Genomic DNA, 23,972 nt, shown 5'->3' on the forward strand with positions numbered 1-23,972 from the left:
GATAAGGATAAATAGATATGACACGTTCAGCTAAAAAAGGCCCATTTTGCGACGCCAGCTTGGTAAAAAAAGTTGAAGTTGCACAAGCCAACAAGGACAAAAAGCCGATCAAAACTTGGTCACGCCGTTCAACAATCCTCCCAGACTTCATTGGTCTGACGATTGCTGTACATAACGGTCGCCAACACGTTCCGGTTTATGTATCAGAAAACATGGTGGGTCATAAGTTAGGCGAATTCGCCTTGACCCGTACTTTCAAAGGTCACGCTGCTGACAAGAAAGTAACGAAGAAGTAAGGGGATGATGATGGAAGTTAAAGCTATTCACAAGGGTGCCCGCATTTCTGCGCAAAAGACACGTTTGGTCGCTGACCAAATCCGTGGTTTGCCAATTGCTCGCGCATTAAACATTTTGAACTTCAGCCCCAAAAAAGCTGCCTTCATTGTGAAAAAAGTAGTTGAGTCAGCGATTGCAAATGCTGAACACAATAAAGGTGCTGACATTGATGAGCTCAAGGTATCAGCGGTAATCGTTGATAAAGCAACATCCTTGAAGCGCTTCACTGCGCGCGCTAAGGGTCGTGGCAATCAAATCGAAAAACAAACTTGTCACATTAGCGTGACCTTGAGTAACTAAGGAAAAATATGGGCCAAAAGATTAACCCTACCGGATTCCGACTCGCGGTAACGAAGAATTGGACATCACGTTGGTATGCAAACAATACTGATTTCGCAAAGATGCTCAAAGAGGACGTAGATGTCCGTAGCTATTTGAAGAAGAAGTTAAAGAATGCATCTGTTAGCAAGGTTGTGATTGAGCGTCCTGCGAAGAACGCACGCATCACTATCTATAGCTCACGTCCTGGTGTTGTGATTGGTAAAAAAGGCGAGGATATTGAAGTTCTCCGTCGCGAATTACAAAAGCGCATGGGTGTTCCAGTTCACGTGAACATCGAAGAAATTCGTAAGCCAGAAGTTGACGCACAATTGATCGCTGACTCTATTACTCAACAGTTAGAGAAGCGCATTATGTTCCGCCGTGCTATGAAGCGCGCTATGCAAAATGCAATGCGTCTTGGCGCACAAGGCATCAAGATCATGTCTTCTGGTCGTTTGAATGGCGCAGAGATTGCGCGTCGCGAATGGTATCGTGAAGGTCGCGTTCCACTTCATACATTGAAGGCTGATATTGATTACGCAACATCAGAAGCTGAAACTACATACGGCATCATCGGTGTAAAAGTTTGGGTTTACAAAGGCGACACATTGGGTCGCGGTACAGAGGCTCAAGTGGCTGCTCCAGCTGCTGAACCTGCTGCAGAAGAAAAGAAAACTCGTCGTGCTCCAAGCAAAACAGCTGCTCGTAAACCAGCTGCTGGTGCTGACAAGCCATTAGTTGCTGCTAAGCCAGCAGTAAAGCGCGTGCGTAAGGTTGAAACACCTGCCGCTGATGCGCAGAAGTCAGGAGAGTAAGCATGCTACAACCAAAGCGTCGCAAGTATCGTAAGGAACAAAAAGGCCGTAATACTGGCGTGGCAACACGCGGTAGTTCTGTAGCCTTTGGTGACTTTGGATTGAAGGCCGTTGGTCGTGGACGTTTAACTGCTCGTCAAATCGAGTCAGCACGTCGCGCAATGACCCGTCACATTAAACGTGGTGGCCGTATTTGGATTCGTATTTTCCCAGATAAGCCAATTTCACAAAAACCTGCTGAAGTACGTATGGGTAACGGTAAAGGTAACCCAGAGTACTACGTAGCTGAAATTCAACCAGGCAAAGTGCTTTACGAGATGGATGGTGTGGATGAGCAATTGGCGCGCGAAGCTTTCAAGCTTGCCGCAGCTAAATTGCCTTTACAGACTACCTTCGTGATTCGCCACTTAGGTTGATCGGGATAGAGATTATGAAAAATAAAGAATTAGCAGCGAAAGATCTGACTGCCTTAAACGCAGAATTGACAGAGCTCTTAAAGACTAACTTTAAGCTCCGTATGCAAAAGGGTACTCAGCAACTGACAAATACCAGCCAATTGGGTAAAACGAAACGTGATATTGCTCGCGTGAAGACGTTTATTGCCCAAAAGACTGCTCAGAAATAAGGAAAAAGGGATATGACAGAATTATCTAAACCCTTGCGCCGTACCCTCGTGGGCCGCGTTGTTAGCGACAAAATGCAAAAAACTGTGACCGTATTGGTAGAGCGTCAAGTTAAGCATCCAGTGATTGGTAAGTACGTTGGCCAGTCCAAAAAGTACCATGCTCATGACGAAGCAGGCACATACAAGATGGGTGATACCGTTGAAATTGCTGAATCTAAGCCAATTTCACGTACTAAATCTTGGGTTGTGACCCGTTTGGTTCAGGCTTCAAAGGGTATTTAAGGCTTTTTTAAGGTTTTGGAGAAGAATCTTCCCAAAACCTTGTTTTTCGTAGTAGAATAGAAGGCTTCTCTGGTTTTATTGGAGAAGCAGTGTTTTCATTAATTCCGGGTTTTAGCTTTCGTTAAAGCCCATAGACGGAACCAAGACTGTTTGCCTTTGGCTAATAAGTTGGGGATTAGAAATGATACAAACCGAAAGTAGATTGCAGGTTGCCGATAACACAGGCGCCAGTGAAGTGTTGTGCATCAAAGTATTGGGCGGCTCTAAGCGTCGTTATGCCAGTATTGGTGATGTAATCAAAGTCACTGTGAAGTCAGCTGCTCCACGCGGCCGTGTAAAAAAAGGTGATATTTATAACGCTGTTGTTGTTAGAACAGCCAAGGGTGTTCGCCGTCCAGACGGATCATTGATTAAGTTCGATGACAACGCTGCGGTATTGCTCAACGCTAAGTTAGAGCCAATTGGCACACGTATCTTTGGACCTGTCACACGCGAATTGCGTACTGAGAAGTTCATGAAGATCGTTTCTCTTGCCCCCGAAGTAATTTAAGAGGCTGACATGAATAAGATTCGTAAAGGTGATTCCGTTGTTCTATTGACTGGCCGCGATAAGGGCAAGCAAGGAACTGTAACGGCTGTTCTCGATGACAAATTAGTTATCGAAGGCGTAAATGTTTACAAGAAGAGTGTTAAACCTAATCCAGCAGCTGGTGTTACCGGTGGCTTGATTGATAAGACTATGCCCGTTCACATTTCTAATGTGGCTTTGGTTGACGGTAACGGCAAACCATCACGTGTTGGTATCAAACTCGTTGATGGCAAAAAGCAGCGTTTCCTCAAAACCACTGGTGCAACATTGAGCGCGTAAGGGGCGGAGAGAAATTATGAGCACACGTTTTCAGGAGCACTATCAAGCTAAAGTTGTTGCAGATTTGATCGCTAAGTTTGGATACAAGTCTGTAATGGAAGTTCCACGCATCACCAAGGTAACCCTCAATATGGGCTTGGGCGAAGCAGTGAATGATAAAAAAGTTATCGAAAATGCAGTTGGTGATTTAACTAAAGTTGCAGGCCAAAAGCCAGTTGTAACGAAAGCTAAAAAAGCGATTGCAGGTTTCAAAATTCGTCAGGGCTACCCAATTGGTGCCATGGTGACATTGCGTGGTCAACGCATGTACGAATTTTTAGATCGTTTTGTAACTGTTGCTTTGCCACGCGTACGCGACTTCCGCGGTATTTCTGGTAAAGCATTTGACGGCCGTGGTAACTACAACATCGGCGTTAAAGAACAGATTATTTTCCCTGAAATCGAATACGACAAGATTGATGCCCTCCGTGGTCTCAATATCAGTATTACAACGACTGCTAAGACCGACGAAGAAGCAAAAGCTTTGTTGGCAGCATTCAAATTCCCTTTCCGCAATTAAGAGGCTAACGTGGCAAAACTATCCCTAATTGAGCGCGAAAATAAGCGCGCAAAAACTGTAGAGAAGTACGCTGCTAAGCGTGCAGAACTCAAAGCGATCATTGCTGATCAATCACGCAGCGATGAAGAGCGTTATGAAGCCCGCTTGAAGCTACAGGCACTTCCACGTAATGCAAGCCCGATTCGTCAAAGAAATCGTTGTTCATTAACCGGTCGTCCACGTGGCACATTCCGTAAATTCGGTTTGGCTCGCGGCAAGATTCGTGAAATCGCCTTCCGTGGCGAAATCCCCGGTTTAACCAAGGCCAGCTGGTAAGCGGCGAAAGAATTAGGAGAACTCATGAGTATCAGCGATCCAATCGCCGACATGTTGACCCGGATCCGCAATGCGCAAGCAGTGCAGAAGCCTTTGGTCACAATGCCGTCGTCAAAAGTTAAAGTAGCCATCGCAAAAGTTTTGCAGGACGAGGGCTATATCGAAAGTTTTGAAATCAAAGGTGAGGCAGCTAAGCCAGTGCTCCACATTGATCTCAAATACTATGCAGGCCGTCCAGTTATCGAGCGTATCGACCGTGTTTCAACACCAAGTCTGCGTATCTATAAAGGCCGTCATGACATTCCAGAAGTAATGAATGGCTTGGGCATTGCAATTATTTCAACCCCTCAAGGCGTAATGACAGACCGTAAAGCACGTGCAACAGGCGTGGGCGGCGAAGTTATTTGCTACGTAGCCTAAGGAGAGAAATATGTCCCGCGTAGGTAAATCACCAATTACAGTTCCAAAGGGCGCTGAAATCAGCATCAATGGTGCAAACATTACTGTTAAAGGCCCATTGGGTACATTGACACATAACTTGCATCCTTCTGTTGGTTTGAAACAAGAAGATGGCGTACTGACAGTTGTTTTGAATAACGACTCACCAGAAGCTGGCGCTCAGTCAGGTACAGCACGCGCGTTGGTTAATAACATGGTTGTTGGCGTAACTACTGGCTTTGAGCGCAAGCTTAGCTTGGTAGGCGTTGGTTACCGTGCTCAAGCTCAAGGCGAAACATTGAAGTTGCAGTTGGGTTTTTCTCACGACATTATTTACAACCTGCCAAAGGGTGTGAAGGCTGAGACTCCATCGCAAACCGAAATCATTATCAAAGGCTCCAACAAGCAACAAGTTGGCCAGGTCGCAGCAGAAGTTCGCGCATATCGTTCACCAGAGCCATACAAAGGCAAGGGTGTTCGCTACGTGGATGAGGTTGTGCATCTGAAAGAAACTAAGAAGAAGTAAGCGAGATTAGAAAATGAATAAAGACGAATCTAGACAAAGACGCGCTCGGCAGACTCGTATTCGCATTGCCGAAGCTCAGGCAAATCGCTTAACAGTTATCCGTAGCAATTCGCATATTTCTGCACAGGTTTATAGCCCATGCGGAACCAAAGTTGTTGCAGCCGCTTCAACAATGGAAAAAGATTTGCGCCAAGCAATCAAAAACGGCGGTAACGCTGATGCGGCTAAACAAATCGGCAAGTTAGTTGCTGAGCGTGCCGTTAAGGCAGGCGTTGTGGATGTTGCTTTTGATCGCTCTGGTCACCGTTACCACGGCCGTATTAAGGCCTTAGCTGAAGCTGCGCGTGAAGCCGGCTTGAAGTTCTAATAGGTTTAGGAAAAAACATGGCAAAAATGCAAGCTAAGATGCAAAACGAAGAGCGTGATGATGGTCTTCGCGAGAAGATGATCGCTGTTAATCGTGTAACTAAAGTGGTTAAGGGTGGTCGTATTCTCGGCTTCGCTGCACTCACAGTAGTTGGCGATGGCGATGGTCGTATCGGTATGGGTAAAGGCAAATCAAAAGAAGTTCCAGTTGCTGTTCAAAAGGCAATGGACGAAGCTCGTCGCAAGATGATCAAGGTGCCTTTGCGTAAAGGTACATTGCAGCATTCAGTGATTGGTCAACATGGCGCGTCACGCGTTTTGATCTCTCCAGCTAAAGACGGTACTGGCGTTATTGCTGGTGGCCCAATGCGCGCTATTTTTGATGTGATGGGTGTAACAAACGTTGTAGCAAAGTCTCTTGGCTCAACAAACCCTTACAACATGGTTCGCGCAACGATTGATGGTTTAAGCAAGATGAGTACTCCTGCTGAGATTGCTGCTAAGCGCGGTAAGTCAGTTGAAGAGATTCTCGGCTAAGACCCAATATTAGGAATCTAAAAATGACAAAATCAAACTCCAAAGTCAAACTGCAATTAGTACGCAGCTTGATCGGTACACGCGAAAGCCACCGTGCAACTGTACGCGGTTTAGGTCTTGGTCGTATCAACTCAGTTTCTGAGTTAGAAGACACTCCAGCTGTTCGCGGCATGATTAATAAAGTTTCTTATCTAGTGAAAGTCATTGGCTAATAACTAGCTAGTAAATAGGCGAAGAATATGCAACTCAATACACTCAAACCCGCAGAAGGCTCTAAGAAGGCACGTCGTCGCGTAGGTCGCGGCATTGGCTCTGGTCTTGGTAAAACTGCTGGCCGTGGTCACAAAGGTCAAAAATCCCGTTCTGGTGGTTTCCACAAAGTTGGATTCGAAGGCGGTCAGATGCCTATGTATCGTCGTTTGCCAAAACGCGGCTTCGTATCTTTGACACGTCGTCATGTTGGTCAAATCACATTGAATGACTTGGCAAAAATCAATTTGCCTGAAGTAGACCTCTTGGTTTTGAAAGCCCATGGTTTTGCTGGTGAGCAAATCAATGCGGTAAAAGTTATTAAAACTGGCGAACTCAAGATTGCCGTAACCCTCAAGGGCATTACAGCAACTGCTGGTGCTAAAGCAGCTATCGAAGCGGCTGGTGGCAAATTAGTAGAGTTGGCTTAATAGGTCTTTTAAGTAAATATGGCATTAGCACCTACCAATAGCGCAAGCACTGCTACAGCAGGAGGCAAGTTTGGCGACTTACGTCGTCGCTTGGTTTTCCTGGTGTTGGCTTTACTCGTCTATCGTTTGGGTGCACATATTCCAGTTCCTGGTATTGATCCAGACCAATTGGCACAGTTATTTGCTGGTCAAAAAGATGGCATCTTGGGAATGTTTAATTTGTTCTCTGGCGGTGCTTTATCTCGCTTCACTGTTTTTGCCTTGGGAATCATGCCTTATATTTCTGCATCGATCATCATGCAGTTAATGACCATCGTTCTCCCTTCATTGGAAGCATTGAAAAAAGAAGGTCAGGCTGGTCAGCGTAAGATTACTCAGTACACCCGTTACGGCACTGTGTTCTTGGCAACATTCCAGGCATTAGGAATTTCTGTTGCATTACAAGCTCAGCCAGGTTTGGTTATCAACCCAGGTTTGATGTTTGAATTAAATACAGTTGTTACCTTGGTTACTGGCACGATGTTCTTGATGTGGCTCGGTGAGCAGATTACTGAGCGCGGCTTAGGCAACGGTATCTCCATCATTATTTTTGGCGGTATTGTTTCTGGCTTGCCAAATGCATTGGCTAGCTTATTAGAGCTAGTTCGTACCGGTTCAATGAATATTATTTCTGCTCTCTTGATCGTAGTGATCGTTATAGCGGTGACTTATTTTGTAGTGTTTGTAGAGCGTGGCCAGCGCCGTATTTTGGTGAACTACGCAAAGCGTCAAGTTGGTAATAAGATTTATGGCGGCCAATCTTCATACTTCCCGTTGAAGTTGAATATGGCAGGCGTCATCCCTCCAATTTTTGCTTCCTCCATTATTTTGTTCCCTGCAACGATTGCTGGCTGGTTTACATCAGGTGAGCCAACCAATATGTTCAGCAGAATCATTAAGGACTTGGCTGCAACATTGGCTCCAGGTCAACCCGTGTACACCATTTTGTATGCGGCAGCGATTATTTTCTTCTGTTTCTTCTATACCGCTTTGGTATTTAACAGCCGTGAAACTGCTGAGAATTTGAAGAAGAGCGGTGCGTTTGTTCCTGGCATTCGTCCTGGTGACCAAACAGCGCGATATATCGACAAGATTTTGGTGCGCCTGACTTTGGCTGGCGCAATTTATATGGTTCTGGTTTGCTTGTTGCCGGAATTCTTGGTGTTGAAGTACAACGTGCCGTTCTATTTCGGCGGTACTTCATTGTTGATTATTGTGGTTGTTGCAATGGATTTCATGGCTCAAGTTCAGTCATTTGTCATGCAGCAGCAATATGGCTCTTTGATGAAAAAAGCCAACTTTAAGATGGGCGCTTAACTGGATGTCTAAAGACGATGTAATTCAGATGGCGGGAGAAGTTGTAGAGAATTTGCCGAATGCGATGTTTCGCGTAAAGCTAGAAAACGGACATGTGGTTTTAGGGCACATTTCTGGAAAGATGCGGATGCACTATATCCGTATTCTGCCTGGAGATAAGGTGACGGTGGAGATGACTCCTTACGACCTGACGCGCGCCAGAATCATTTTCCGTGCGAAGTAAAGATTAAGCAGTACCTATTTTTAAGAGGTGAGTTATGAAAGTTTTAGCATCCGTTAAGTGTATTTGCAGAAATTGCAAGATCATTAAGCGCAAACGCGTTGTACGTGTCATCTGTTCATCAGATGCGCGTCATAAGCAACGTCAAGGCTAATTGGTTAATTAAGAGGAAATCTCATGGCACGTATCGCTGGGGTAAACATCCCAAATCATCAACATACTGTTATCGGCTTAACAGCAATTTTTGGAATTGGCACAACTCGTGCACACCAAATTTGCAAAACCACAGGTGTTGCAATTGACAAAAAAGTTAAAGATCTTACTGACGCTGACTTGGAAAAGTTGCGTGATGAAGTAGGTAAGTTCATCACCGAGGGTGACCTTCGTCGTGAAGTAACAATGAGCATCAAGCGTTTGATGGACTTGGGTTGCTACCGTGGCGTTCGTCATCGTAAGGGCTTGCCTGTACGTGGTCAACGTACTAAGACAAATGCGCGTACTCGTAAGGGTCCACGTAAGTCTGGCATCGCACTGAAGAAATAATCAAGAAAGTTTATTGACATGGCACAACAAAAATCCGCTTCCGCCGCTGCACAGCGCGCTCGTAAGAAGGTTAAAAAGAACGTTGCTGACGGTATTGCGCACGTTCACGCTTCTTTCAACAACACCATTATTACGATCACTGATCGTCAAGGAAATGCGCTTTCATGGGCAACTTCTGGCGGCCAGGGCTTCAAAGGCTCACGTAAATCAACACCTTTTGCTGCTCAGGTAGCTGCGGAAGTTGCTGGAAAAGTAGCAATTGAATGCGGTATCAAGAACTTGGAAGTTCAGATCAAGGGTCCAGGCCCAGGTCGTGAATCAGCAGTTCGTGCTTTGAACTCATTGGGCATCAAGATCACTGAGATTCAAGACGTAACCCCAGTTCCACACAACGGTTGCCGTCCTCCTAAGCGTCGTCGTATCTAAGCTAGGAAGTTGGCAGTACAAGTTTTAGTAGTTTTTTATTAAAGCCCACTGTTCGCCTGATTTAAAGGGCGAACTCACCGCCGGTCGCAAGACTGCGGCAAAGAAAGGAAAGCATCGTGGCACGTTACTTAGGGCCTAAGGCCAAATTAGCACGTCGGGAAGGTACCGACTTATTTTTAAAGAGCGCACGTCGCGCCCTGTCAGACAAGTGCAAGTTAGATACTAAGCCTGGTCAACATGGTCGTACATCTGGCTCAAGAACATCTGATTACGGAAACCAATTGCGTGAAAAACAAAAGGTTAAGCGTATCTATGGCGTATTAGAGCGTCAATTCCGTCGTTACTTCGCAGAAGCTGAGCGTCGTAAGGGCAACACTGGTGAAACATTGCTCCAGTTGTTAGAGTCACGTCTCGATAACGTGGTCTATCGCATGGGCTTTGGTTCAACACGCGCAGAAGCACGTCAGTTGGTTTCTCACGGCGCCATTATGTTGAATGGTAGCGCGGTGAACATTCCATCGATTCAGGTTAAACCTGGCGATGTTGTTGCAATTCGTGAAAAAGCGAAGAAGCAAGCCCGTATTACAGAATCACTCAATTTGGTTCAGCAAATGTCTGCAGTTACCTGGGTTTCAGTTGACGCAGCCAAGCTGGAGGGAACATTTAAGCAAGTGCCTGACCGCGAAGATATCAGCGGTGAAATTAATGAAAGTTTGATCGTCGAATTGTATTCACGTTAATTAGGCACTCTCAAGGAAAAAATATGCAAACAAATTTGCTCAAGCCAAAAATTATTTCTGTTGAAGCGCTTACCGCCAACCAGGCTAAGGTTGTTATGGAGCCGTTTGAGCGTGGCTATGGCCACACACTCGGCAATGCACTACGTCGCGTACTCTTGTCCTCGATGGTTGGTTATGCTCCAACTGAAGTAGCTATTGCAGGTGTAGTACATGAATATTCCACTTTGGATGGCGTGCAAGAAGACGTTGTAAACCTCTTGCTCAACCTCAAAGGCATCGTATTTAAGTTGCAATCACGTGACGAAGTCACAATCAATTTGCGTAAAGAAGGTCCTGGCGTCGTTACTGCTAAAGATATTGATTTGCCACATGATGTAGAAATTATTAATCCTGATCACGTGATCGCTCACTTGTCTGCTGGTGGCAAGTTAGATATGCAGATCAAGGTTGAAAAAGGTCGCGGCTATGTTCCTGGTAATGTTCGTCAGTACAACGACGAAACTTCTAAGATTATTGGCCGCATCGTTTTAGATGCATCATTTAGCCCAGTTAGCCGTGTTAGCTACGCTGTTGAATCTGCTCGTGTTGAGCAACGTACCGACCTCGATCGACTCGTAATGACTATTGAAACCAATGGTGTGCTGTCTCCTGAAGAAGCAATTCGTCAAGCTGCTAGCATCTTGGTTGATCAATTGGTTGTATTCGCAGCTCTTGAGAGTAGCGAAGTTTCTGGCGATCTCGCACCAAGCCGCTCTTCAATGGTTGATCCAATGTTGATGCGTCCAGTGGATGATCTTGAGCTCACAGTTCGCTCTGCAAACTGCTTGAAGGCTGAGAACATTTACTACATCGGTGATTTGATCCAACGTACAGAGAATGAATTGTTGAAGACGCCTAATTTGGGCCGTAAGTCCTTGAATGAAATCAAAGACGTATTGGCTGCTCGTGGCTTAAGTCTCGGCATGAAACTCGAAAGTTGGCCTCCAGCTAACCTCGAGAAATAATTAGAAAGGAAGCATCATGCGTCACGGAAACGGCTTACGCAAACTAAACAGAACATCTTCACATCGCTTGGCGATGCTACGCAATATGTCCAATTCTCTTTTGGAGCATGAAGTGATTAAAACCACTTTGCCAAAAGCAAAAGAATTGCGCATGGTTGTTGAGCCTTTGATTACCTTGGGTAAAAAAGACAACTTAGCAAACCGTCGCTTGGCATTTAATCGCACTCGTGATCGCGATATCGTGACTAAGCTCTTCACAGAACTTGGCCCACGTTATGCAACGCGTCCAGGTGGCTACCTTCGTATATTGAAGTTTGGCTTCCGTCATGGCGACAATGCTCCAATGGCATTAGTTGAGTTGGTTGATCGCCCAGAAGTTGAAGAAACATCAGCTGTAGCAGAAGAGGCTTAAGTCTCGAAGTAAATAAGAAAGCCAGGCTTCGGTCTGGCTTTTTTCATTGATAGGTTTATAAATACGGTATGCCACAAAACCTCTCCGAAAAGGTCTTAGCGAAGCCCAGCCAGCTATTGGTGGTGGTTACCAGCCTTCCTAGTCAGGAGGCTGCCCAGAGCCTTGCACGTATGCTCGTGGAGGAAAAGATCGCGGCTTGTGTCCAACTCAGCAGTGGGGTCCAATCGATTTATCGCTGGGAGGGCAAGGTTTGCGAAGAATCAGAAGTGTTGCTCTCAGCCAAAACAACTACAAATCAATGGCCAACAATCTCTAGTGTTATTCAGAAAAATCATCCCTATGATTTGCCTGAGATTTTGGCGTTTACTCCCGAACAATATTCAGAGCAATATGGCGCATGGGTAAGTTCAGAGGTAAATTCGTAGCGATGAAATTACATTCATTCATTACGAGAGTTCTCGCACTCTTCATTCTGGTATCAACCCAGCTATTCGCAGCGTCAGATTTTCTGCCCCCCGAAAAAGCGTTTCGGGTAGAGGCAACTTGGCTGGAAAATTCCAATCAAATCGAAATCGAATTTTTGCCTGCTAAAGGCTATTATATCTATCAAGAATCTCTTCAATTTCAGATAGGACAACAGGCAGCAAAGCTAAGTAATATAAGGCCTTCACTGCCATCTGGTGTTGAAAAGTTTGATGAGACATTTGGAAAAAAACTGCAAGTTTACAAAGAGCCTTTCTTGGTATTTGTGGATGCAAAAGTAAATCCAAGCAAACCAATACATTTGGAAGTAACGCTACAGGGTTGTGCTGAGGCTGGGATTTGTTATCCACCAATGACCCTGAAATTATTGCTCTCAGGTCCCGGGGTTAAGGTGTCGCCAATTCCGGATGGGCTTGTAGCATCGTCCGAGTCAAAAGCACAAGATCCTCAATCAACAGAATTTGGTTTGAGTGATCTATGGCGCGAACGCGATGATGTTAGTGCAATTGGACGTTTTCTAGAAAACGCCTCAACCCATTATTTATTTTTAGCATTCTTTGTTTTGGGTCTTGCCTTGGCCTTCACGCCCTGCGTATTGCCAATGCTACCAATTCTGTCGAGCGTTATATTTGGTGTGCAAGATGGCAAAGCTATATCTAAGGGGCGCGCTTGCGTTTTAGCGCTTGCCTATGTCTTCGGTATGGCCTTGATATATGCTTTGGCGGGGGTGCTGATGGCGGCTCTTGGCGGGAGCGTTCAGCGTGTTCTGCAAAGCCCTATTGCCCTAATCGCTTTCACAGTCCTGCTTTTGGCCCTATCTGGCAGCCTATTTGGTCTTTATGATCTGCGTCTACCCCAGGCCTGGCATCAGCACATTGATCGCCTGGCAGGGCGCCAAAAGGGGGGTAGCGTCTTTGGTGCTTTTGCTTTGGGAGGTATTTCTACCCTAGTTGCGAGCCCCTGTATTACAGCTCCTTTAGCAGGTGTTTTGGCCTTCATTGCGCAAACTGGTTCAATGAGCCTGGGTGCAAGCTTGCTCTTTGTTATGGCTCTGGGTATGGGCTTACCATTATTTTTCATTGCGATTGAAGCGCGCATATTAATTCCTTCAACTGGTATATGGATGGTGTGGTTGCAGCGCACCCTTGGCGTTTTATTGGTTGCAACCGCAGCTTGGATTGCTTCCCCGCTCTTTGAAAAAAATCAAACCAATAACTTGATTCAAATGAGTAATGGTCAAAGCATTCGTCAGGCGGGGGATTTATCTTTTGTCGTTATTCATTCACCAGCAGAGTTGGATGCGCAGTTAGTAAAAGCCAAGCAAGAAAACAAATTTGTCATGCTCGATTTTTATGCTGACTGGTGTATTAGTTGCAAAGAAATGGAAGTGAATACCTTTGCGAATCCTGAGGTCAGCAAGCAATTAAAACGACTGGTTTTAGTGCAGGCCGATGTGACTGCAAATAGCCCTGAGAACCAGGTATTAATTAAGAAATTTGGTTTATATGGACCCCCCGGAATTTTGTTTTTCAATCAAAATTCTGAAGAACAAAAAGACCTAAGAGTGGTTGGCTATATGTCGCCAGAGCGTTTTACAGAGCGTTTAAAGCAAGTGAGTAAAACGCAGTAAGGAAGTAGTAAACGAATAGCAAAAAACAGCAAATAAATATGAGGTATTTATTTGCTGTTTGCTTTTATTAAGCGTGCTGCTTCTAGTGCAAAGTAAGTCAATACACCATCTGCCCCAGCGCGCTTAAATGCAAGCAGCGATTCCATCATGACAGCATCATGATCAAGCCAGCCATTTTGAGCTGCTGCTTTGAGCATGGCGTATTCGCCGCTGACTTGGTATGCATATGTGGGGTAATCAAAGGCTTCGCGCACTCGACGCACAATATCTAAATAAGGCATGCCGGGTTTGACCATCACCATATCGGCACCTTCACTAATATCGAGAGCAACCTCCCGCAAAGCCTCGTCGCCATTGGCACAATCCATCTGATAAGTTTTTTTATCGGCTTTACCAAGATTTTTTGCTGAGCCAACTGCATCTCTAAATGGGCCATAGAAAGCGGATGCGTATTTGGCTGAATAGGCCATGATGCGTGTGTGAATTAAATTCTGGCCTTCAAGTGCTTCACGAATTTTTCCAATGCGACCATCCATCATGTCTGAAGGTGCAACGATATCTACACCAGCTTGAGCTTGCGCAATGGCTTGCTTTACTAGAATGGCGGTAGTCTCATCATTCAGAATACGGCCTTGCTCATCTAGTACACCATCTTGACCGTGACTCGTATAAGGATCAAGCGCAACATCTGTCATGATGCCTAGATTAGGAAAATGCTTTTTGAGTTCGCGAACCGCATTTGGAATTAGGCCGTTGGGATTGAAAGCTTCTTTGCCATCAGGTGTTTTTAGTGAGGCATCGATTACGGGGAAGAGTGCGAGAACTGGAATGCCTAAATCAACACACTCTTGGGCGACCGGCAGCAGCAGGTCTAAGGAAAGGCGGTTCACTCCTGGCATGGAGGCTACAGCCTCAGACTTGCCTTTGCCTTCCAATAAAAAGACTGGATAAATCAAATCATTTACAGAAACGACGTTCTCTTGCATGAGTCGGCGAGACCAGTCGTCACGACGCATGCGGCGAGGGCGATGATTTGGAAAGTTAAGCAAAGTATTAGCCTGGGATTTGATCTTCATGGGTTTGTGGTTCAAATAGCCATTTAATAATGAGATTATCTGCCTCTTCTAGGCCGATACGCTTGGTGCTTGAAAATAATTGTGCTGTAAGCTGCTTTGATTCTCCGGTGCCGTCGGGCAATGCGGGATCATATTGTTGAAGCTGTTTACGAACCGCTTCAAGCGCGTGCTTGCATTCACTTTTATTGAGCTTGTCGCATTTACTCAATAAGACATGAATGGATTTGCCGGTTGGCACAAACCACTGAATCATTTGCTCATCTAAATCAGTTAGCCCACGTCTGGAGTCCACAATGAGAATCATGCCAACTAATTGCTCCCGTTCTTGGAGGTAGTCGCTGAGCAGGGTATTCCAGTGGTATTTGGTTTCGTGGTTGACGGCTGCATAGCCATACCCTGGTAAATCCACTAAATAAGCCAAAAGCTCATCTTTTGAGAAAAGGCCGAAATAGTTGATGTGCTGGGTGCGTCCTGGGGTTTTACTAGCAAAAGCCAGCCTTTTTTGGTTGCATAGGACGTTAATTGCACTTGATTTACCCGCATTTGAGCGACCGGCAAACGCTACCTCCCTCAGGGGCGCGGCAGGCAGGCAATGGGTATCATTGACTGTGGTGGCGAATCGGGCTTGAAAGAGTTTAGACATGTCTAGAAGCTATTGTAAAATCACGCAAAATCATGAAATATCTCATGGTGTTGGGTAAAAGGTTGTAAAAGTAGGGCCCAAACACTTTTAGGAATTTTTGCCAAGGTAAACATAATGCGTCAAACCTCCCAAATCTCCAAATTCACTAGCTTGCGCGCTGGTTTTGCTGCCCTCTCTATTTTCGCCTTGATTGGCGTTTCTGGACTGGCTATTGCAAATGATGCTGCTCCTGCAGCTGCGGCTGAAGCAAAGCCTGTAGTGCCAGGCAAGCCTAAAGTTGACCCTGCCGCAGGTGAGGCATTGTATTCCAATGGGGATGCTAGTCGCGGAGTGACTGCTTGCTTAACTTGCCACGGTCCAAAAGGTCAGAGCGCTACTGCTACTTGGCCTAAGTTGTCTGCCCAGCATGCGGCTTACACAACTAAGCAATTGAAAAACTTTAAAGATGGTAGCCGTGCAAATCCAGTGATGATGGGTATGGCAGCTACTTTGAATGAGCAAGATATGCAAAATATTGCTGCATTCTTGGTGAAGCAACCTGTTTCACAAGGCGTTGCTCAAAATAAAAACACGATTGAATTAGGCCAAAGCATTTACCGTGGTGGCATTGCCGCAAAAGGTGTTCCAGCTTGTGCGGCTTGTCATAGCCCAAATGGCGCTGGTATTCCTGCTCAGTACCCACGCCTAGGCGGTCAGTGGGCTGATTACACCAACGCACAATTGCTTGCGTTCCGTGACGGTGTTCGTAAGAACAGCAGCCAAATGACAGCGATCGCCACTAAGCTTTCTGATCAAGAAATGAAAGCAGTTTCTGATTACATCGCTGGCTTGCATTAAAAAATATGCAGCACTAAAAACAAAACCCCGCTGATCTGGCGGGGTTTTTATTTATTCATTTGAAATGAATAAAGGCTGAAAAAATTATTTAGGCAAGATACTTTCGCTTGCAAAAAGATCTTGTGTACTTTCACGGGCGCGAATGACATAAGCATTCTTGCCATCCACCATAATCTCTGCAGGCTTGGGGCGTGTGTTGTAGTTTGAAGCCATCACAAACCCATAAGCTCCTGCTGAAAGAATTGCCAATAGATCGCCCTCCTCAACCGCAAGAGAACGATCTCTTCCAAGCCAGTCCCCAGATTCGCAAACGGGACCGACGATATCGTAGGTAAGGCTCTTTGTTCGTTTTGCTTGAACAGGAACGATGCCATGATGCGCTTCGTATAGGGCTGGCCGCATCAACTCAGTCATGGCCGCATCCACAATGCAGAAGTTCTTTTCTGCTCCTGGTTTGAGGTATTCCACGGTTGTTAACAGGACACCAGCGTTACCTACAAGGGATCTTCCTGGCTCCAAAACAACATCCAAATGCCCAAAGCCACGCTCTGATACACGGTTCAAGAGGGTGTTGGTGAAGTCGGTGATATCTGGAGGAGTTTCATCGCTGTAGGCGATTCCGAGTCCACCACCCAAATCCAAATGGTGAATCACAATACCTTCTTTTTTGAGCTGCTCAACTAGATCCAACACCTTATCTAGTGCATCTAAATAGGGCGCGGTTGTAGTAATTTGCGAGCCGATATGACAATCAATGCCAACGACATCAATTTGAGAAAGTAGTGATGCTTCACGATACGTTTTTAAAACTTCGTGATACGCGATGCCAAATTTATTTCCTTTTAATCCTGTTGAAATGTAAGGGTGCGTTTGCGCGTCCACATCTGGATTTACTCGAAGAGAAATTGGCGCGCGCAATCCAAGCTCAGTAGCAACACGATTGATTTTGTGTAGCTCTGCAATCGATTCAACATTGATGCACTTCACACCTGCTTTGAGTGCAGTAGCAATTTCCGTTGCAGATTTACCAACGCCTGCAAATACAAGGCTTTTAGGATCAGCCCCAATGGCCAGCGCACGCGCCAACTCGCCACCGCTCACTAAATCAAAGCCAGCGCCTAGCTCTTTGAAGCAGTTAATAACTGCCAAATTACTATTGGCTTTCATGGCGTAATGAACTCGCGCACGACGCTTACCCTTTGAATCAATGCAGGCCTTGTCATAGGCTTGATAAGCTTCGGTCAGCGCCTTTTTGCTATATACATATAGCGGCGTACCAAATTCTTTTGCCAAATCTGCTAAAGCAATATCTTCGGCATACCAAGCGCCATTACGCTCGGTAAAACCAGATAAGCGAGGGAGTGAAAGTGTGTTGCTTGTCATTACTTGGCCGATGAAGAAATGTTATTGCTTGCTGGTGCAGTTGATGTAGTTTGGGGTGGATAGAGTTTGCCCTTGGGCTCTGGCTCAGTTGGCGCAGTTGGGGCTGGTGGTACATTTGGCATGTATAGCGGACCCCTAACCCCACATCCAACAAGGGATATTAGGAGGGCAATACCAAGGGTTCTGTAAAGAATCGCTATCATGAATGTCTCTAAACGAATGATTGAATATAGCACGCAGGCCCCTTTTATGAATGCAAATAGTTCGAATGTTGAAGTGATTGATGACAAGCAGTTTCACCAGTTGGGCGCGCAATTGTTGCACTCTATTGAGGTGGCATTAGAGGCTGCTGATGATGAACTTGATTTAGATCTCGATGTTGAGCGTCAAGGTGGTAATGTCATCAATATCCGCTTTCGGGATAAAAGCGTTATTGTGGTCAACACCCAGCCCCCTTTGCATGAGATTTGGGTGGCTGCAAAATCTGGCGGTTACCACTATCGCTGGGCAGGTACCGTAGCCCAACCAATTTGGCTTGATACCAAAACAGGCAAGGAATTATTGGGTGATCTTGCAGAGTTTGCCAGCGCGCAAGCAGGCAAACCAATCAAAATTCAGTTAATTAAATCTTAGTAGATTGGGCTTTAAGCAGCCCCTGTAGCCGTCAAAGTTTCTAGAACCTGAGCATCTGGCACGCCCTGAATTTGGGCCTTGCCGATTTTCTCTAGAACGACATAACGGATTTGGCCACTTTCTGTTTTCTTATCCACTTGCATGAGTTCAAGATAGCGCTTTCCACCAAACTTCGGAGGAGCGATCGGAAGATTCATGGATTGAATAATTTTTGTTAGACGATCTGCTTCTGCCTTGGTGATGTAGTTGAGTCGACAAGATAAATCAGCGCCTAGTACCATGCCACAACCCACTGCTTCGCCATGTAGCCATTCACCATAGCCCATGCCGGCTTCAATGGCATGACCAAATGTATGACCAAAATTTAAGGTTGCACGAATACCGCCTTCTCTTTCATCGGCAGATACGACTGCGGATTTAATTTCACAAGAACGCAAAACAGCATGACTCATTGCATCGGTATCGCATGCAAGCAGTGGCTTTGCATTTGCCTCAATCCAATCTAAAAATTTAGCATCAGCAATTGCGCCATGTTTGACAACTTCAGCCAGCCCTGCTGAAAGTTCTCTAGCGGGAAGTGTTTTTAATGTATTCAGATCGGCAATAACTGCGACAGGTTGATGAAAGGCGCCGATCATGTTTTTACCTAGGGGATGATTAATTCCTGTTTTGCCGCCAACAGAAGAATCCACTTGCGCTAATAGAGTGGTTGGCACTTGAATGAAACGAACGCCCCGCATGAAGCTGGCTGCAGCAAAACCCGTCATATCACCAATGACGCCACCACCCAGAGCAACCAGCATTGTTTGTCTATCGGCACCAAATTTCAGGAGGTCGTCAAAAATAAGCTGCAGATTTTTCCAGTCTTTATAAGACTCGCCATCAGGCAAAACAATGGCCCTAACTTTTTTACCAAAGGTTTCTAAAGTCTTATTTAGGCGCTGTGCATACAAAGGAGCTACGGTAGTGTTGGTAACAACAAAAATAGAACTAGCTTTTTCACAAGCCTTAAAGAGATCGGGCTGATCAATTAAGTCGGCACCGATATAAATGGGGTAGCTACGATTACCAAGATCTACTTCAAGTGTTTTCATGATGATGTTCAGGCGGAAAGTTCAAGCTGCATGATGAGAGTATTGACCAATTGATTGACGCTGGGTTTGCCGGTTTCAATCACGTGGTCAGCAATTTCTCGATATAAAGGATCGCGAATTGCATATAGGTTTTCTAGAATTTTTTTAGCATCACCATTGCGTAGTAATGGACGCCCTTCGCTACCTTTGGTGCGATGCCATAGCTCGATTGGATTTGCGTGCAGATAAATAACAGTGCCTTGTTCGCTTAGTGCTTTGCGATTTTCAGGAAGTAGCACCGCTCCACCACCTGTGGCTAAAACAATATTGTTTTCGTTTGTGATTTCTCGGATGGCTTGAGCCTCGCGTTTACGAAAGCCTTCTTCGCCTTCCATTTCAAAAATCACTGGGATTTTGACGCCACAACGCTCTTCAATGACATGATCGGCATCTAGAAAACGGCGACCTAATTTTTTTGCGAGGACTTTACCGACGGTCGACTTTCCGGCGCCCATGAGGCCGATCAGAAAGATATTGTTTGTCGTAGAGTTCACCCCTCGATTTTATTAGGGTTTATCGAGGACGGTAGGGGTAAGGAAGACCAAGAGTTCAGTTTTGTCTTGTAATTTAGATTTATGGCGAAATAAATAGCCAAGAAGTGGGATATCTCCCAATAAAGGGACTTTGACTTCATCTTCTCGTTCTGTAGTTTGAAAGATTCCCCCGATGATTGCAGTGCCTCCATTTTCAACGGTCACTTCTGAACTTAAGCTTTTGGTATCGATGGCATAGCCCTGTTCTGTTTTCATGCCAACGGTGTCTTTATTAATGCCTACCAGCATGGAGATTTTTCCATCGGGGTGAATCTTGGGCAAAACCTCTAAGCGAAGATTGGCTTTCCTAAACTGCAGTTTGCTGCCATTTTGGGATGTGGTTTGGTAGGGCAGTTCTGTGCCTTGCTCAATGGTTGCCTTTACTTGATCCCCAGTCATGATGCGGGGATTTGACAGAATCTTTCCTTGTCCTTCAGATTCAAGGGCTGATAGTTCGATTTGTAAAAGACGGCTGGCGTTTTTAGAGACCAGGGTAGCCGCTACTGCAGCAGGATTAAAGCCATTTAAGCCAGATCCAGATAGATCGAAATTACTACCCATTTTGTTTTCTGGATTGCCATTGAGCGCACTTGCCTGGTGATTGAGCTTTGCTCCAAGCTCTCGAGCAAACCGTTCATCAGCCTCCACAATTCGAGCCTCAATCAATATTTGCCTAGGGCTATTGATGTGGTCGCCACCAAAGGGAAGTGCCGCATCTTCTCTTCGAAATTTTTGGAATGCCACGATTTCCGCATGGGGACCAATCCAATAAATATCTCCATTGCGAATAATCCGCAAACCACGGCTAGCCAAAATGGAGTGAAGGGCTGTATGCCAGGGGGTATTTTGAAGATCTACCGTGATCTTGCCTTTGATAGATTCACTTAATAAAAAATTGGTGTTACCCAGTTTTGCCAGAATTTGCAAAAGTTCAGTCAGTTCGATATCAGCAAATTGCAGGCTAATAGGGGTTTGCAAATTTGCGTTTGCAGGGGTTGAACCTGTGGCTGGGGTGACTATGAAGACAATTAATAAGACTACCCACAAACTAGCGATTTTGGATTTGAGGATCATTCGGAAATTGCAACCTTGAGGATGAGAGACTTGCCCAAATGGTGAGTGGCTGTGGCAGCCTCTTTATCAGCATTACTAAGCCTCCATTCCCCCAATAGAAGACCCCCCATTTCAACCATTAATGTTGTTTTGCCATTGTGGAAAAAAGCACGGTATGTCCCTGCTGATTGACTGACTCCCAAATAGCGCCAGCGGCGTAGTTCAGTCTCGAATGGAATTGAGGGAAGCTTGGGTTTGGTGGTGGTTTGAGGTCTATTTTTCTCTAATGAGTGAACACTTACTTCTATTAAATCAATCGCCTCATATATGGCATCCTCAGAATCTTGTATTTCTTCGCGCAATAAAGCTAATTCCTTTTTCAGTGCAGCAATATCTTGTTGAGCACCTTCAATATGGATGTTTTGCTCTGACTGAATAGGGCTAAAAGTAAAAAATAGAGCGGCCCCTGAGGCGATGAGAAGCCCCCCAGTCCCGAGGATTAGGCTTGTCTTTTTTAGACTTTCCAGTTGTGGGATTTGATTTTGAAAATTGAGCTGAATTTTGGGCTTGCTTTGAGGGGTGCCTGGGGTGCCCGTGGCGCCAATCGCATCCCAATCTGGGCGTTTTGGGCTATTCGGTTTACGGATTCCATGGGGGTCTGGAATGGCAGGGTCATCGCCCAAGTCACTCAAAATGTCATCAAAAGATTGCGGGGAGATTTTTCGGGCTGGCATTCCCTTTATTGTGAAAATTGCATGGCAGTAAAAACATCGGAATTGACAGAATGATTTGTAGGAAAACTTAGGTTTTGGATGTTTTATTGAAATAACCCAAGCCCCCTATAATTTGAACTTATGGCGCTTCCCCCAAAAGACAAACCGACGCTTAACAAACGTCCGATTCAACAGCCAAATCGACGCCCCCGTCAGCCTGGTGTAAATCCGGGCTCGCAACGGCAATCGTCGGGCAGTCCGCTAATGAAGGCCTTGCTCATTATTGGTGTAGCCGTGGCTTTTGTAGTAACACTTCTTTTGGGTTATGCCTTTTTAGTGGCAAAACCCAATTTACCGAAAATTTCTGCATTAACGGATTACAAGCCTAAAACACCGCTTCGTGTTTACACCGCCGATAAGGTATTGATTGGTGAATTTGGAGAGGAGCGACGCAAGGTTATTCCACTGGGTGAGATCCCGCTTAGCATGCGTAATGCAGTACTGGCTATTGAGGACGATCGTTTTTACTCTCATGGTGGTGTGGACTATGTGGGTATTTTGAGAGCGGCAGCGACTAACTTACGCGGCCACCTATCTCAAGGCGCTTCTACCATCACTATGCAAGTTGCCCGCAATTTTTTCTTGAGCAATGAAAAAACCTTCAGTAGAAAAATCTATGAAGTGCTTTTGGCTTGGGAAATTGAATCTCAATTAACCAAAGACAAGATTCTAGAAATTTATATGAATCAAATTTTCTTGGGTCAAAGAGCGTTTGGATTTTCAAGTGCTGCGCAAATTTATTTTGGTAAAGAGTTAAAAGACATTACGATCGCTGAATCTGCGATGTTGGCAGGCTTGCCTAAGGCGCCATCGGCATACAACCCAGTAACGAATTTCAAACGCGCTAAAGTACGCCAAGAATATATTTTGCAACGTATGCGCGATCTTGGGTACATCAGCAGCGAAGAGTATCAAAAAGCAATGGCGGAAGAATTACACATTCGCGGTCTTGGGAATGAGTTTGCTGTTCGCGCAGATTTCCCGGCGGAAATGGTGCGTCAATTACTATTTAGTCAATATGGTGAAGCCATCTATTCACAGGGAATCGATGTTTACACAACCATTCGAAAAGCGGACCAAGATGCTGCCTATAAAGCGGTACGCCGTGGGATTTTTGAGTACGACTTGCGTCATGCATACAGAGGTCCAGAAGGTTTTATTGATTTGCCAGAGGATCCAGTTAGGCGACAGCGTGCTATCGATGAGGCATTGTTAGCCTACCCGCAGTTAGATGACCTTCAGTCCGGTGTAGTTTTAGACGTTAAGCCTAAAGAGATGCAGGTGATGATTGCCACTGGCGACACCATAACCATTAAAGGCGAAGGCATGAAGTTGGCGGCAGCATCAATAACCGACAGCACTCAACCAAAAAAACGTTTGCGTCCTGGTGCCGTGGTGAGATTGTTATCTGATGGCGGCGTTTGGAAACTAGCGCAATTACCCCAAGTCGAAGCTGCGTTTGTTTCCATGAATCCAGAGACGGGAGCGATTCTTTCTTTGGTTGGTGGCTTTGATTTCCGCCGCAATCAATTCAATCACGTAACTCAAGCACTGCGTCAGCCCGGCTCTTCATTCAAGCCATTCATCTATGCGGCTGCGATTGAAAAAGGCTTTACACCGAGCACTATGGTGAACGACGCGCCATTATCAATTGGTAGTCTTGAGACTGGAAGTCAGGCTTGGGAACCAAAAAACTATGATGGTAAATATGACGGCATGATGCGTTTGCGTAATGCACTGGCCAAATCCAAGAATTTAGTTTCTGTTCGCATTATTCGTGCTATTGGCCCTTCATACGCTCAAGAATATATTCAGCGTTTTGGTTTCGAACCTGAAAAACATCCGCCGTATTTAACAATGGCCTTGGGTGCTGGCTCGGTAACACCACTTCAAATGGCGTCCGCTTATAGTGTTTTTGCAAACGGCGGCTATCGTGTTGATCCTTTCTTAATTGAAAGGATGGTAGATTCAAAAGGCACTGTGTTATTCGAAGCAAAGCCTGCTAGTGTTGATGATGGTGCGCCGCGTGTATTAGATGCACGTACGGCCTTTGTAATGGACAGCATGTTGCAAGAAGTAACCAAGACGGGTACTGCGGCAAGCGCGCGTGGCAAATTAGGGCGCTCAGATATTGCAGGCAAAACGGGTACAACCAATGAATCTCATGATGCTTGGTTTGCTGGGTACAACCCAAAAGTGGTTGCTATTGCTTGGATTGGATTTGATAAGCCTGCTAGTTTGGGTGATCGCGAAACAGGCGGAGGTCTAGCATTGCCAATGTGGATTTCTTATATGGGAATAGCATTAAAAGATATTCCGCAAATTTCTCGTGAGGTGCCTAGCGGGGTGACGCAGCTCGACGGCGATTGGTATATCCCAGACTTTGCAACAAGTGGTGGTCCACGCGAACTTCAGTAGTTTGTTAT

37 protein-coding genes are annotated in these 23,972 nt (G+C 45.5%); 29 read left to right on the forward strand and 8 right to left on the reverse strand.

What is annotated here, in order from left to right:
• The first annotated feature begins 17 nt into the window (after positions 1 to 17).
• From rpsS to dsbD, 26 genes are all read left to right on the forward strand, one after another.
• Positions 18 to 296 carry a 30S ribosomal protein S19 gene (gene rpsS, locus DCO17_RS00330; RefSeq protein WP_011901904.1) on the forward strand — a complete coding sequence of 93 codons (279 nt, stop codon included), beginning with the start codon at positions 18 to 20 and terminating at the stop codon, positions 294 to 296.
• 7 nt (positions 297 to 303) lie between these two features.
• On the forward strand, positions 304 to 636 hold the full coding sequence (rplV, locus tag DCO17_RS00335; protein WP_215317762.1) for a 50S ribosomal protein L22: 333 nt from the start codon (positions 304 to 306) through the stop codon (positions 634 to 636).
• Positions 637 to 644: 8 nt separating this feature from the next.
• A complete protein-coding gene (gene rpsC, locus DCO17_RS00340; RefSeq protein ID WP_173954852.1) occupies positions 645 to 1,472 on the forward strand; it encodes a 30S ribosomal protein S3 in 828 nt (275 codons plus the stop codon).
• A gap of 2 nt (positions 1,473 to 1,474) precedes the next feature.
• Positions 1,475 to 1,888 carry a 50S ribosomal protein L16 gene (rplP, locus tag DCO17_RS00345; protein WP_011901907.1) on the forward strand — a complete coding sequence of 138 codons (414 nt, stop codon included), beginning with the start codon at positions 1,475 to 1,477 and terminating at the stop codon, positions 1,886 to 1,888.
• Positions 1,889 to 1,902: 14 nt separating this feature from the next.
• Complete coding sequence (gene rpmC, locus DCO17_RS00350) at positions 1,903 to 2,097, forward strand: 50S ribosomal protein L29 (RefSeq protein ID WP_068947697.1); 195 nt, start codon at positions 1,903 to 1,905, stop codon at positions 2,095 to 2,097.
• A gap of 12 nt (positions 2,098 to 2,109) precedes the next feature.
• Positions 2,110 to 2,379 (forward strand): 30S ribosomal protein S17, encoded by a 270-nt coding sequence (gene rpsQ, locus DCO17_RS00355; protein WP_114639437.1) that lies wholly within the window; start codon positions 2,110 to 2,112, stop codon positions 2,377 to 2,379.
• 181 nt (positions 2,380 to 2,560) lie between these two features.
• Complete coding sequence (gene rplN, locus DCO17_RS00360) at positions 2,561 to 2,929, forward strand: 50S ribosomal protein L14 (RefSeq protein ID WP_173954853.1); 369 nt, start codon at positions 2,561 to 2,563, stop codon at positions 2,927 to 2,929.
• A 9-nt stretch (positions 2,930 to 2,938) separates the two neighbouring features.
• Complete coding sequence (gene rplX / locus DCO17_RS00365) at positions 2,939 to 3,247, forward strand: 50S ribosomal protein L24 (RefSeq protein WP_173954854.1); 309 nt, start codon at positions 2,939 to 2,941, stop codon at positions 3,245 to 3,247.
• 16 nt (positions 3,248 to 3,263) lie between these two features.
• Complete coding sequence (gene rplE / locus DCO17_RS00370; RefSeq protein WP_173954855.1) at positions 3,264 to 3,806, forward strand: 50S ribosomal protein L5; 543 nt, start codon at positions 3,264 to 3,266, stop codon at positions 3,804 to 3,806.
• Positions 3,807 to 3,815: 9 nt separating this feature from the next.
• Positions 3,816 to 4,121, forward strand: a complete 306-nt coding sequence (gene rpsN / locus DCO17_RS00375) for a 30S ribosomal protein S14 (protein WP_173954856.1) — start codon at positions 3,816 to 3,818, stop codon at positions 4,119 to 4,121.
• Between the two features lie 24 nt (positions 4,122 to 4,145).
• Entirely contained in the window at positions 4,146 to 4,541 is a 396-nt protein-coding gene (gene rpsH / locus DCO17_RS00380; protein WP_068947700.1) for a 30S ribosomal protein S8, read from the forward strand.
• Positions 4,542 to 4,551: 10 nt separating this feature from the next.
• Entirely contained in the window at positions 4,552 to 5,085 is a 534-nt protein-coding gene (gene rplF / locus DCO17_RS00385; RefSeq protein WP_173954857.1) for a 50S ribosomal protein L6, read from the forward strand.
• Positions 5,086 to 5,098: 13 nt separating this feature from the next.
• Positions 5,099 to 5,452 carry a 50S ribosomal protein L18 gene (rplR, locus tag DCO17_RS00390; RefSeq protein WP_173954858.1) on the forward strand — a complete coding sequence of 118 codons (354 nt, stop codon included), beginning with the start codon at positions 5,099 to 5,101 and terminating at the stop codon, positions 5,450 to 5,452.
• Positions 5,453 to 5,469: 17 nt separating this feature from the next.
• Positions 5,470 to 5,988 carry a 30S ribosomal protein S5 gene (rpsE, locus tag DCO17_RS00395; RefSeq protein WP_114639443.1) on the forward strand — a complete coding sequence of 173 codons (519 nt, stop codon included), beginning with the start codon at positions 5,470 to 5,472 and terminating at the stop codon, positions 5,986 to 5,988.
• Positions 5,989 to 6,011: 23 nt separating this feature from the next.
• On the forward strand, positions 6,012 to 6,200 hold the full coding sequence (gene rpmD, locus DCO17_RS00400) for a 50S ribosomal protein L30 (RefSeq protein WP_068947704.1): 189 nt from the start codon (positions 6,012 to 6,014) through the stop codon (positions 6,198 to 6,200).
• A 27-nt stretch (positions 6,201 to 6,227) separates the two neighbouring features.
• Positions 6,228 to 6,668 (forward strand): 50S ribosomal protein L15, encoded by a 441-nt coding sequence (rplO, locus tag DCO17_RS00405; protein WP_173954859.1) that lies wholly within the window; start codon positions 6,228 to 6,230, stop codon positions 6,666 to 6,668.
• Between the two features lie 18 nt (positions 6,669 to 6,686).
• Positions 6,687 to 8,024 carry a preprotein translocase subunit SecY gene (secY, locus tag DCO17_RS00410; RefSeq protein WP_173954860.1) on the forward strand — a complete coding sequence of 446 codons (1,338 nt, stop codon included), beginning with the start codon at positions 6,687 to 6,689 and terminating at the stop codon, positions 8,022 to 8,024.
• 4 nt (positions 8,025 to 8,028) lie between these two features.
• Entirely contained in the window at positions 8,029 to 8,247 is a 219-nt protein-coding gene (infA, locus tag DCO17_RS00415; protein WP_068320132.1) for a translation initiation factor IF-1, read from the forward strand.
• Positions 8,248 to 8,281: 34 nt separating this feature from the next.
• Positions 8,282 to 8,398 carry a 50S ribosomal protein L36 gene (rpmJ, locus tag DCO17_RS00420; RefSeq protein ID WP_012357167.1) on the forward strand — a complete coding sequence of 39 codons (117 nt, stop codon included), beginning with the start codon at positions 8,282 to 8,284 and terminating at the stop codon, positions 8,396 to 8,398.
• A 23-nt stretch (positions 8,399 to 8,421) separates the two neighbouring features.
• The gene (gene rpsM, locus DCO17_RS00425) at positions 8,422 to 8,787 is read left to right on the forward strand and encodes a 30S ribosomal protein S13 (protein ID WP_173954861.1); all 366 of its coding nucleotides are present in this window, start codon (positions 8,422 to 8,424) and stop codon (positions 8,785 to 8,787) included.
• An 18-nt stretch (positions 8,788 to 8,805) separates the two neighbouring features.
• Positions 8,806 to 9,213 carry a 30S ribosomal protein S11 gene (gene rpsK / locus DCO17_RS00430; protein ID WP_173954862.1) on the forward strand — a complete coding sequence of 136 codons (408 nt, stop codon included), beginning with the start codon at positions 8,806 to 8,808 and terminating at the stop codon, positions 9,211 to 9,213.
• Between the two features lie 116 nt (positions 9,214 to 9,329).
• Entirely contained in the window at positions 9,330 to 9,953 is a 624-nt protein-coding gene (gene rpsD, locus DCO17_RS00435) for a 30S ribosomal protein S4 (RefSeq protein WP_173954863.1), read from the forward strand.
• A gap of 23 nt (positions 9,954 to 9,976) precedes the next feature.
• On the forward strand, positions 9,977 to 10,957 hold the full coding sequence (locus DCO17_RS00440) for a DNA-directed RNA polymerase subunit alpha (RefSeq protein WP_173954864.1): 981 nt from the start codon (positions 9,977 to 9,979) through the stop codon (positions 10,955 to 10,957).
• A 16-nt stretch (positions 10,958 to 10,973) separates the two neighbouring features.
• Entirely contained in the window at positions 10,974 to 11,369 is a 396-nt protein-coding gene (rplQ, locus tag DCO17_RS00445) for a 50S ribosomal protein L17 (protein ID WP_173954865.1), read from the forward strand.
• 68 nt (positions 11,370 to 11,437) lie between these two features.
• Positions 11,438 to 11,794, forward strand: coding sequence for a divalent-cation tolerance protein CutA (gene cutA, locus DCO17_RS00450; RefSeq protein ID WP_173954866.1), 357 nt, complete (start codon positions 11,438 to 11,440; stop codon positions 11,792 to 11,794).
• 2 nt (positions 11,795 to 11,796) lie between these two features.
• Positions 11,797 to 13,482 carry a protein-disulfide reductase DsbD gene (dsbD, locus tag DCO17_RS00455; RefSeq protein WP_173954867.1) on the forward strand — a complete coding sequence of 562 codons (1,686 nt, stop codon included), beginning with the start codon at positions 11,797 to 11,799 and terminating at the stop codon, positions 13,480 to 13,482.
• Between the two features lie 47 nt (positions 13,483 to 13,529).
• On the opposite strand, the gene hemB is transcribed toward dsbD, so the two are convergent.
• Together hemB and yihA are read right to left on the reverse strand one after the other, a co-directional pair.
• Entirely contained in the window at positions 13,530 to 14,558 is a 1,029-nt protein-coding gene (gene hemB / locus DCO17_RS00460) for a porphobilinogen synthase (RefSeq protein ID WP_173954868.1), read from the reverse strand.
• Complete coding sequence (gene yihA / locus DCO17_RS00465) at positions 14,536 to 15,201, reverse strand: ribosome biogenesis GTP-binding protein YihA/YsxC (protein WP_173954869.1); 666 nt, start codon at positions 15,199 to 15,201, stop codon at positions 14,536 to 14,538. The genes hemB and yihA overlap by 23 nt, the downstream gene beginning before the upstream one ends.
• Positions 15,202 to 15,315: 114 nt before the next feature.
• Between yihA and DCO17_RS00470 the strand changes: the two genes are divergently transcribed.
• Positions 15,316 to 16,038, forward strand: coding sequence for a c-type cytochrome (locus tag DCO17_RS00470; RefSeq protein ID WP_173954870.1), 723 nt, complete (start codon positions 15,316 to 15,318; stop codon positions 16,036 to 16,038).
• 84 nt (positions 16,039 to 16,122) lie between these two features.
• On the opposite strand, the gene lysA is transcribed toward DCO17_RS00470, so the two are convergent.
• Positions 16,123 to 17,421: a diaminopimelate decarboxylase gene (lysA, locus tag DCO17_RS00475; protein WP_173954871.1), complete on the reverse strand. Its 1,299-nt coding sequence runs from the start codon at positions 17,419 to 17,421 to the stop codon at positions 16,123 to 16,125.
• A complete protein-coding gene (lptM, locus tag DCO17_RS10565) occupies positions 17,421 to 17,624 on the reverse strand; it encodes an LPS translocon maturation chaperone LptM (protein ID WP_173954872.1) in 204 nt (67 codons plus the stop codon). The genes lysA and lptM overlap by 1 nt, the downstream gene beginning before the upstream one ends.
• On the opposite strand from lptM, the gene cyaY reads away from it, so the two are divergent.
• On the forward strand, positions 17,623 to 18,054 hold the full coding sequence (cyaY, locus tag DCO17_RS00485; protein ID WP_254598776.1) for an iron donor protein CyaY: 432 nt from the start codon (positions 17,623 to 17,625) through the stop codon (positions 18,052 to 18,054). The two genes, lptM and cyaY, sit on opposite strands and share 2 nt — an antisense overlap.
• 11 nt (positions 18,055 to 18,065) lie before the next feature.
• Here the strand turns inward: cyaY and aroB are convergent, their stop codons facing one another.
• Genes aroB through DCO17_RS00505 form a run of 4 tightly spaced genes read right to left on the reverse strand, consistent with a single transcriptional unit; the run spans position 18,066 to position 21,507 of the window.
• Positions 18,066 to 19,148 carry a 3-dehydroquinate synthase gene (gene aroB / locus DCO17_RS00490; RefSeq protein ID WP_173954873.1) on the reverse strand — a complete coding sequence of 361 codons (1,083 nt, stop codon included), beginning with the start codon at positions 19,146 to 19,148 and terminating at the stop codon, positions 18,066 to 18,068.
• A gap of 8 nt (positions 19,149 to 19,156) precedes the next feature.
• Positions 19,157 to 19,681 (reverse strand): shikimate kinase, encoded by a 525-nt coding sequence (locus tag DCO17_RS00495; RefSeq protein ID WP_173954874.1) that lies wholly within the window; start codon positions 19,679 to 19,681, stop codon positions 19,157 to 19,159.
• Between the two features lie 12 nt (positions 19,682 to 19,693).
• Positions 19,694 to 20,794, reverse strand: coding sequence for a secretin GspD/PilQ domain-containing protein (locus DCO17_RS00500; protein WP_173954875.1), 1,101 nt, complete (start codon positions 20,792 to 20,794; stop codon positions 19,694 to 19,696).
• A complete protein-coding gene (locus DCO17_RS00505; protein WP_173954876.1) occupies positions 20,791 to 21,507 on the reverse strand; it encodes a hypothetical protein in 717 nt (238 codons plus the stop codon). The genes DCO17_RS00500 and DCO17_RS00505 overlap by 4 nt, the downstream gene beginning before the upstream one ends.
• A 243-nt stretch (positions 21,508 to 21,750) precedes the next feature.
• Here DCO17_RS00505 and DCO17_RS00510 point away from each other — a divergent pair, with 243 nt between their 5' ends.
• A complete protein-coding gene (locus DCO17_RS00510; protein WP_254598823.1) occupies positions 21,751 to 23,964 on the forward strand; it encodes a penicillin-binding protein 1A in 2,214 nt (737 codons plus the stop codon).
• Positions 23,965 to 23,972 lie beyond the last annotated feature (8 nt).

Origin of the sequence: Polynucleobacter tropicus, assembly GCF_013307225.1 — a bacterium.
Lineage (GTDB): Bacteria > Pseudomonadota > Gammaproteobacteria > Burkholderiales > Burkholderiaceae > Polynucleobacter > Polynucleobacter tropicus.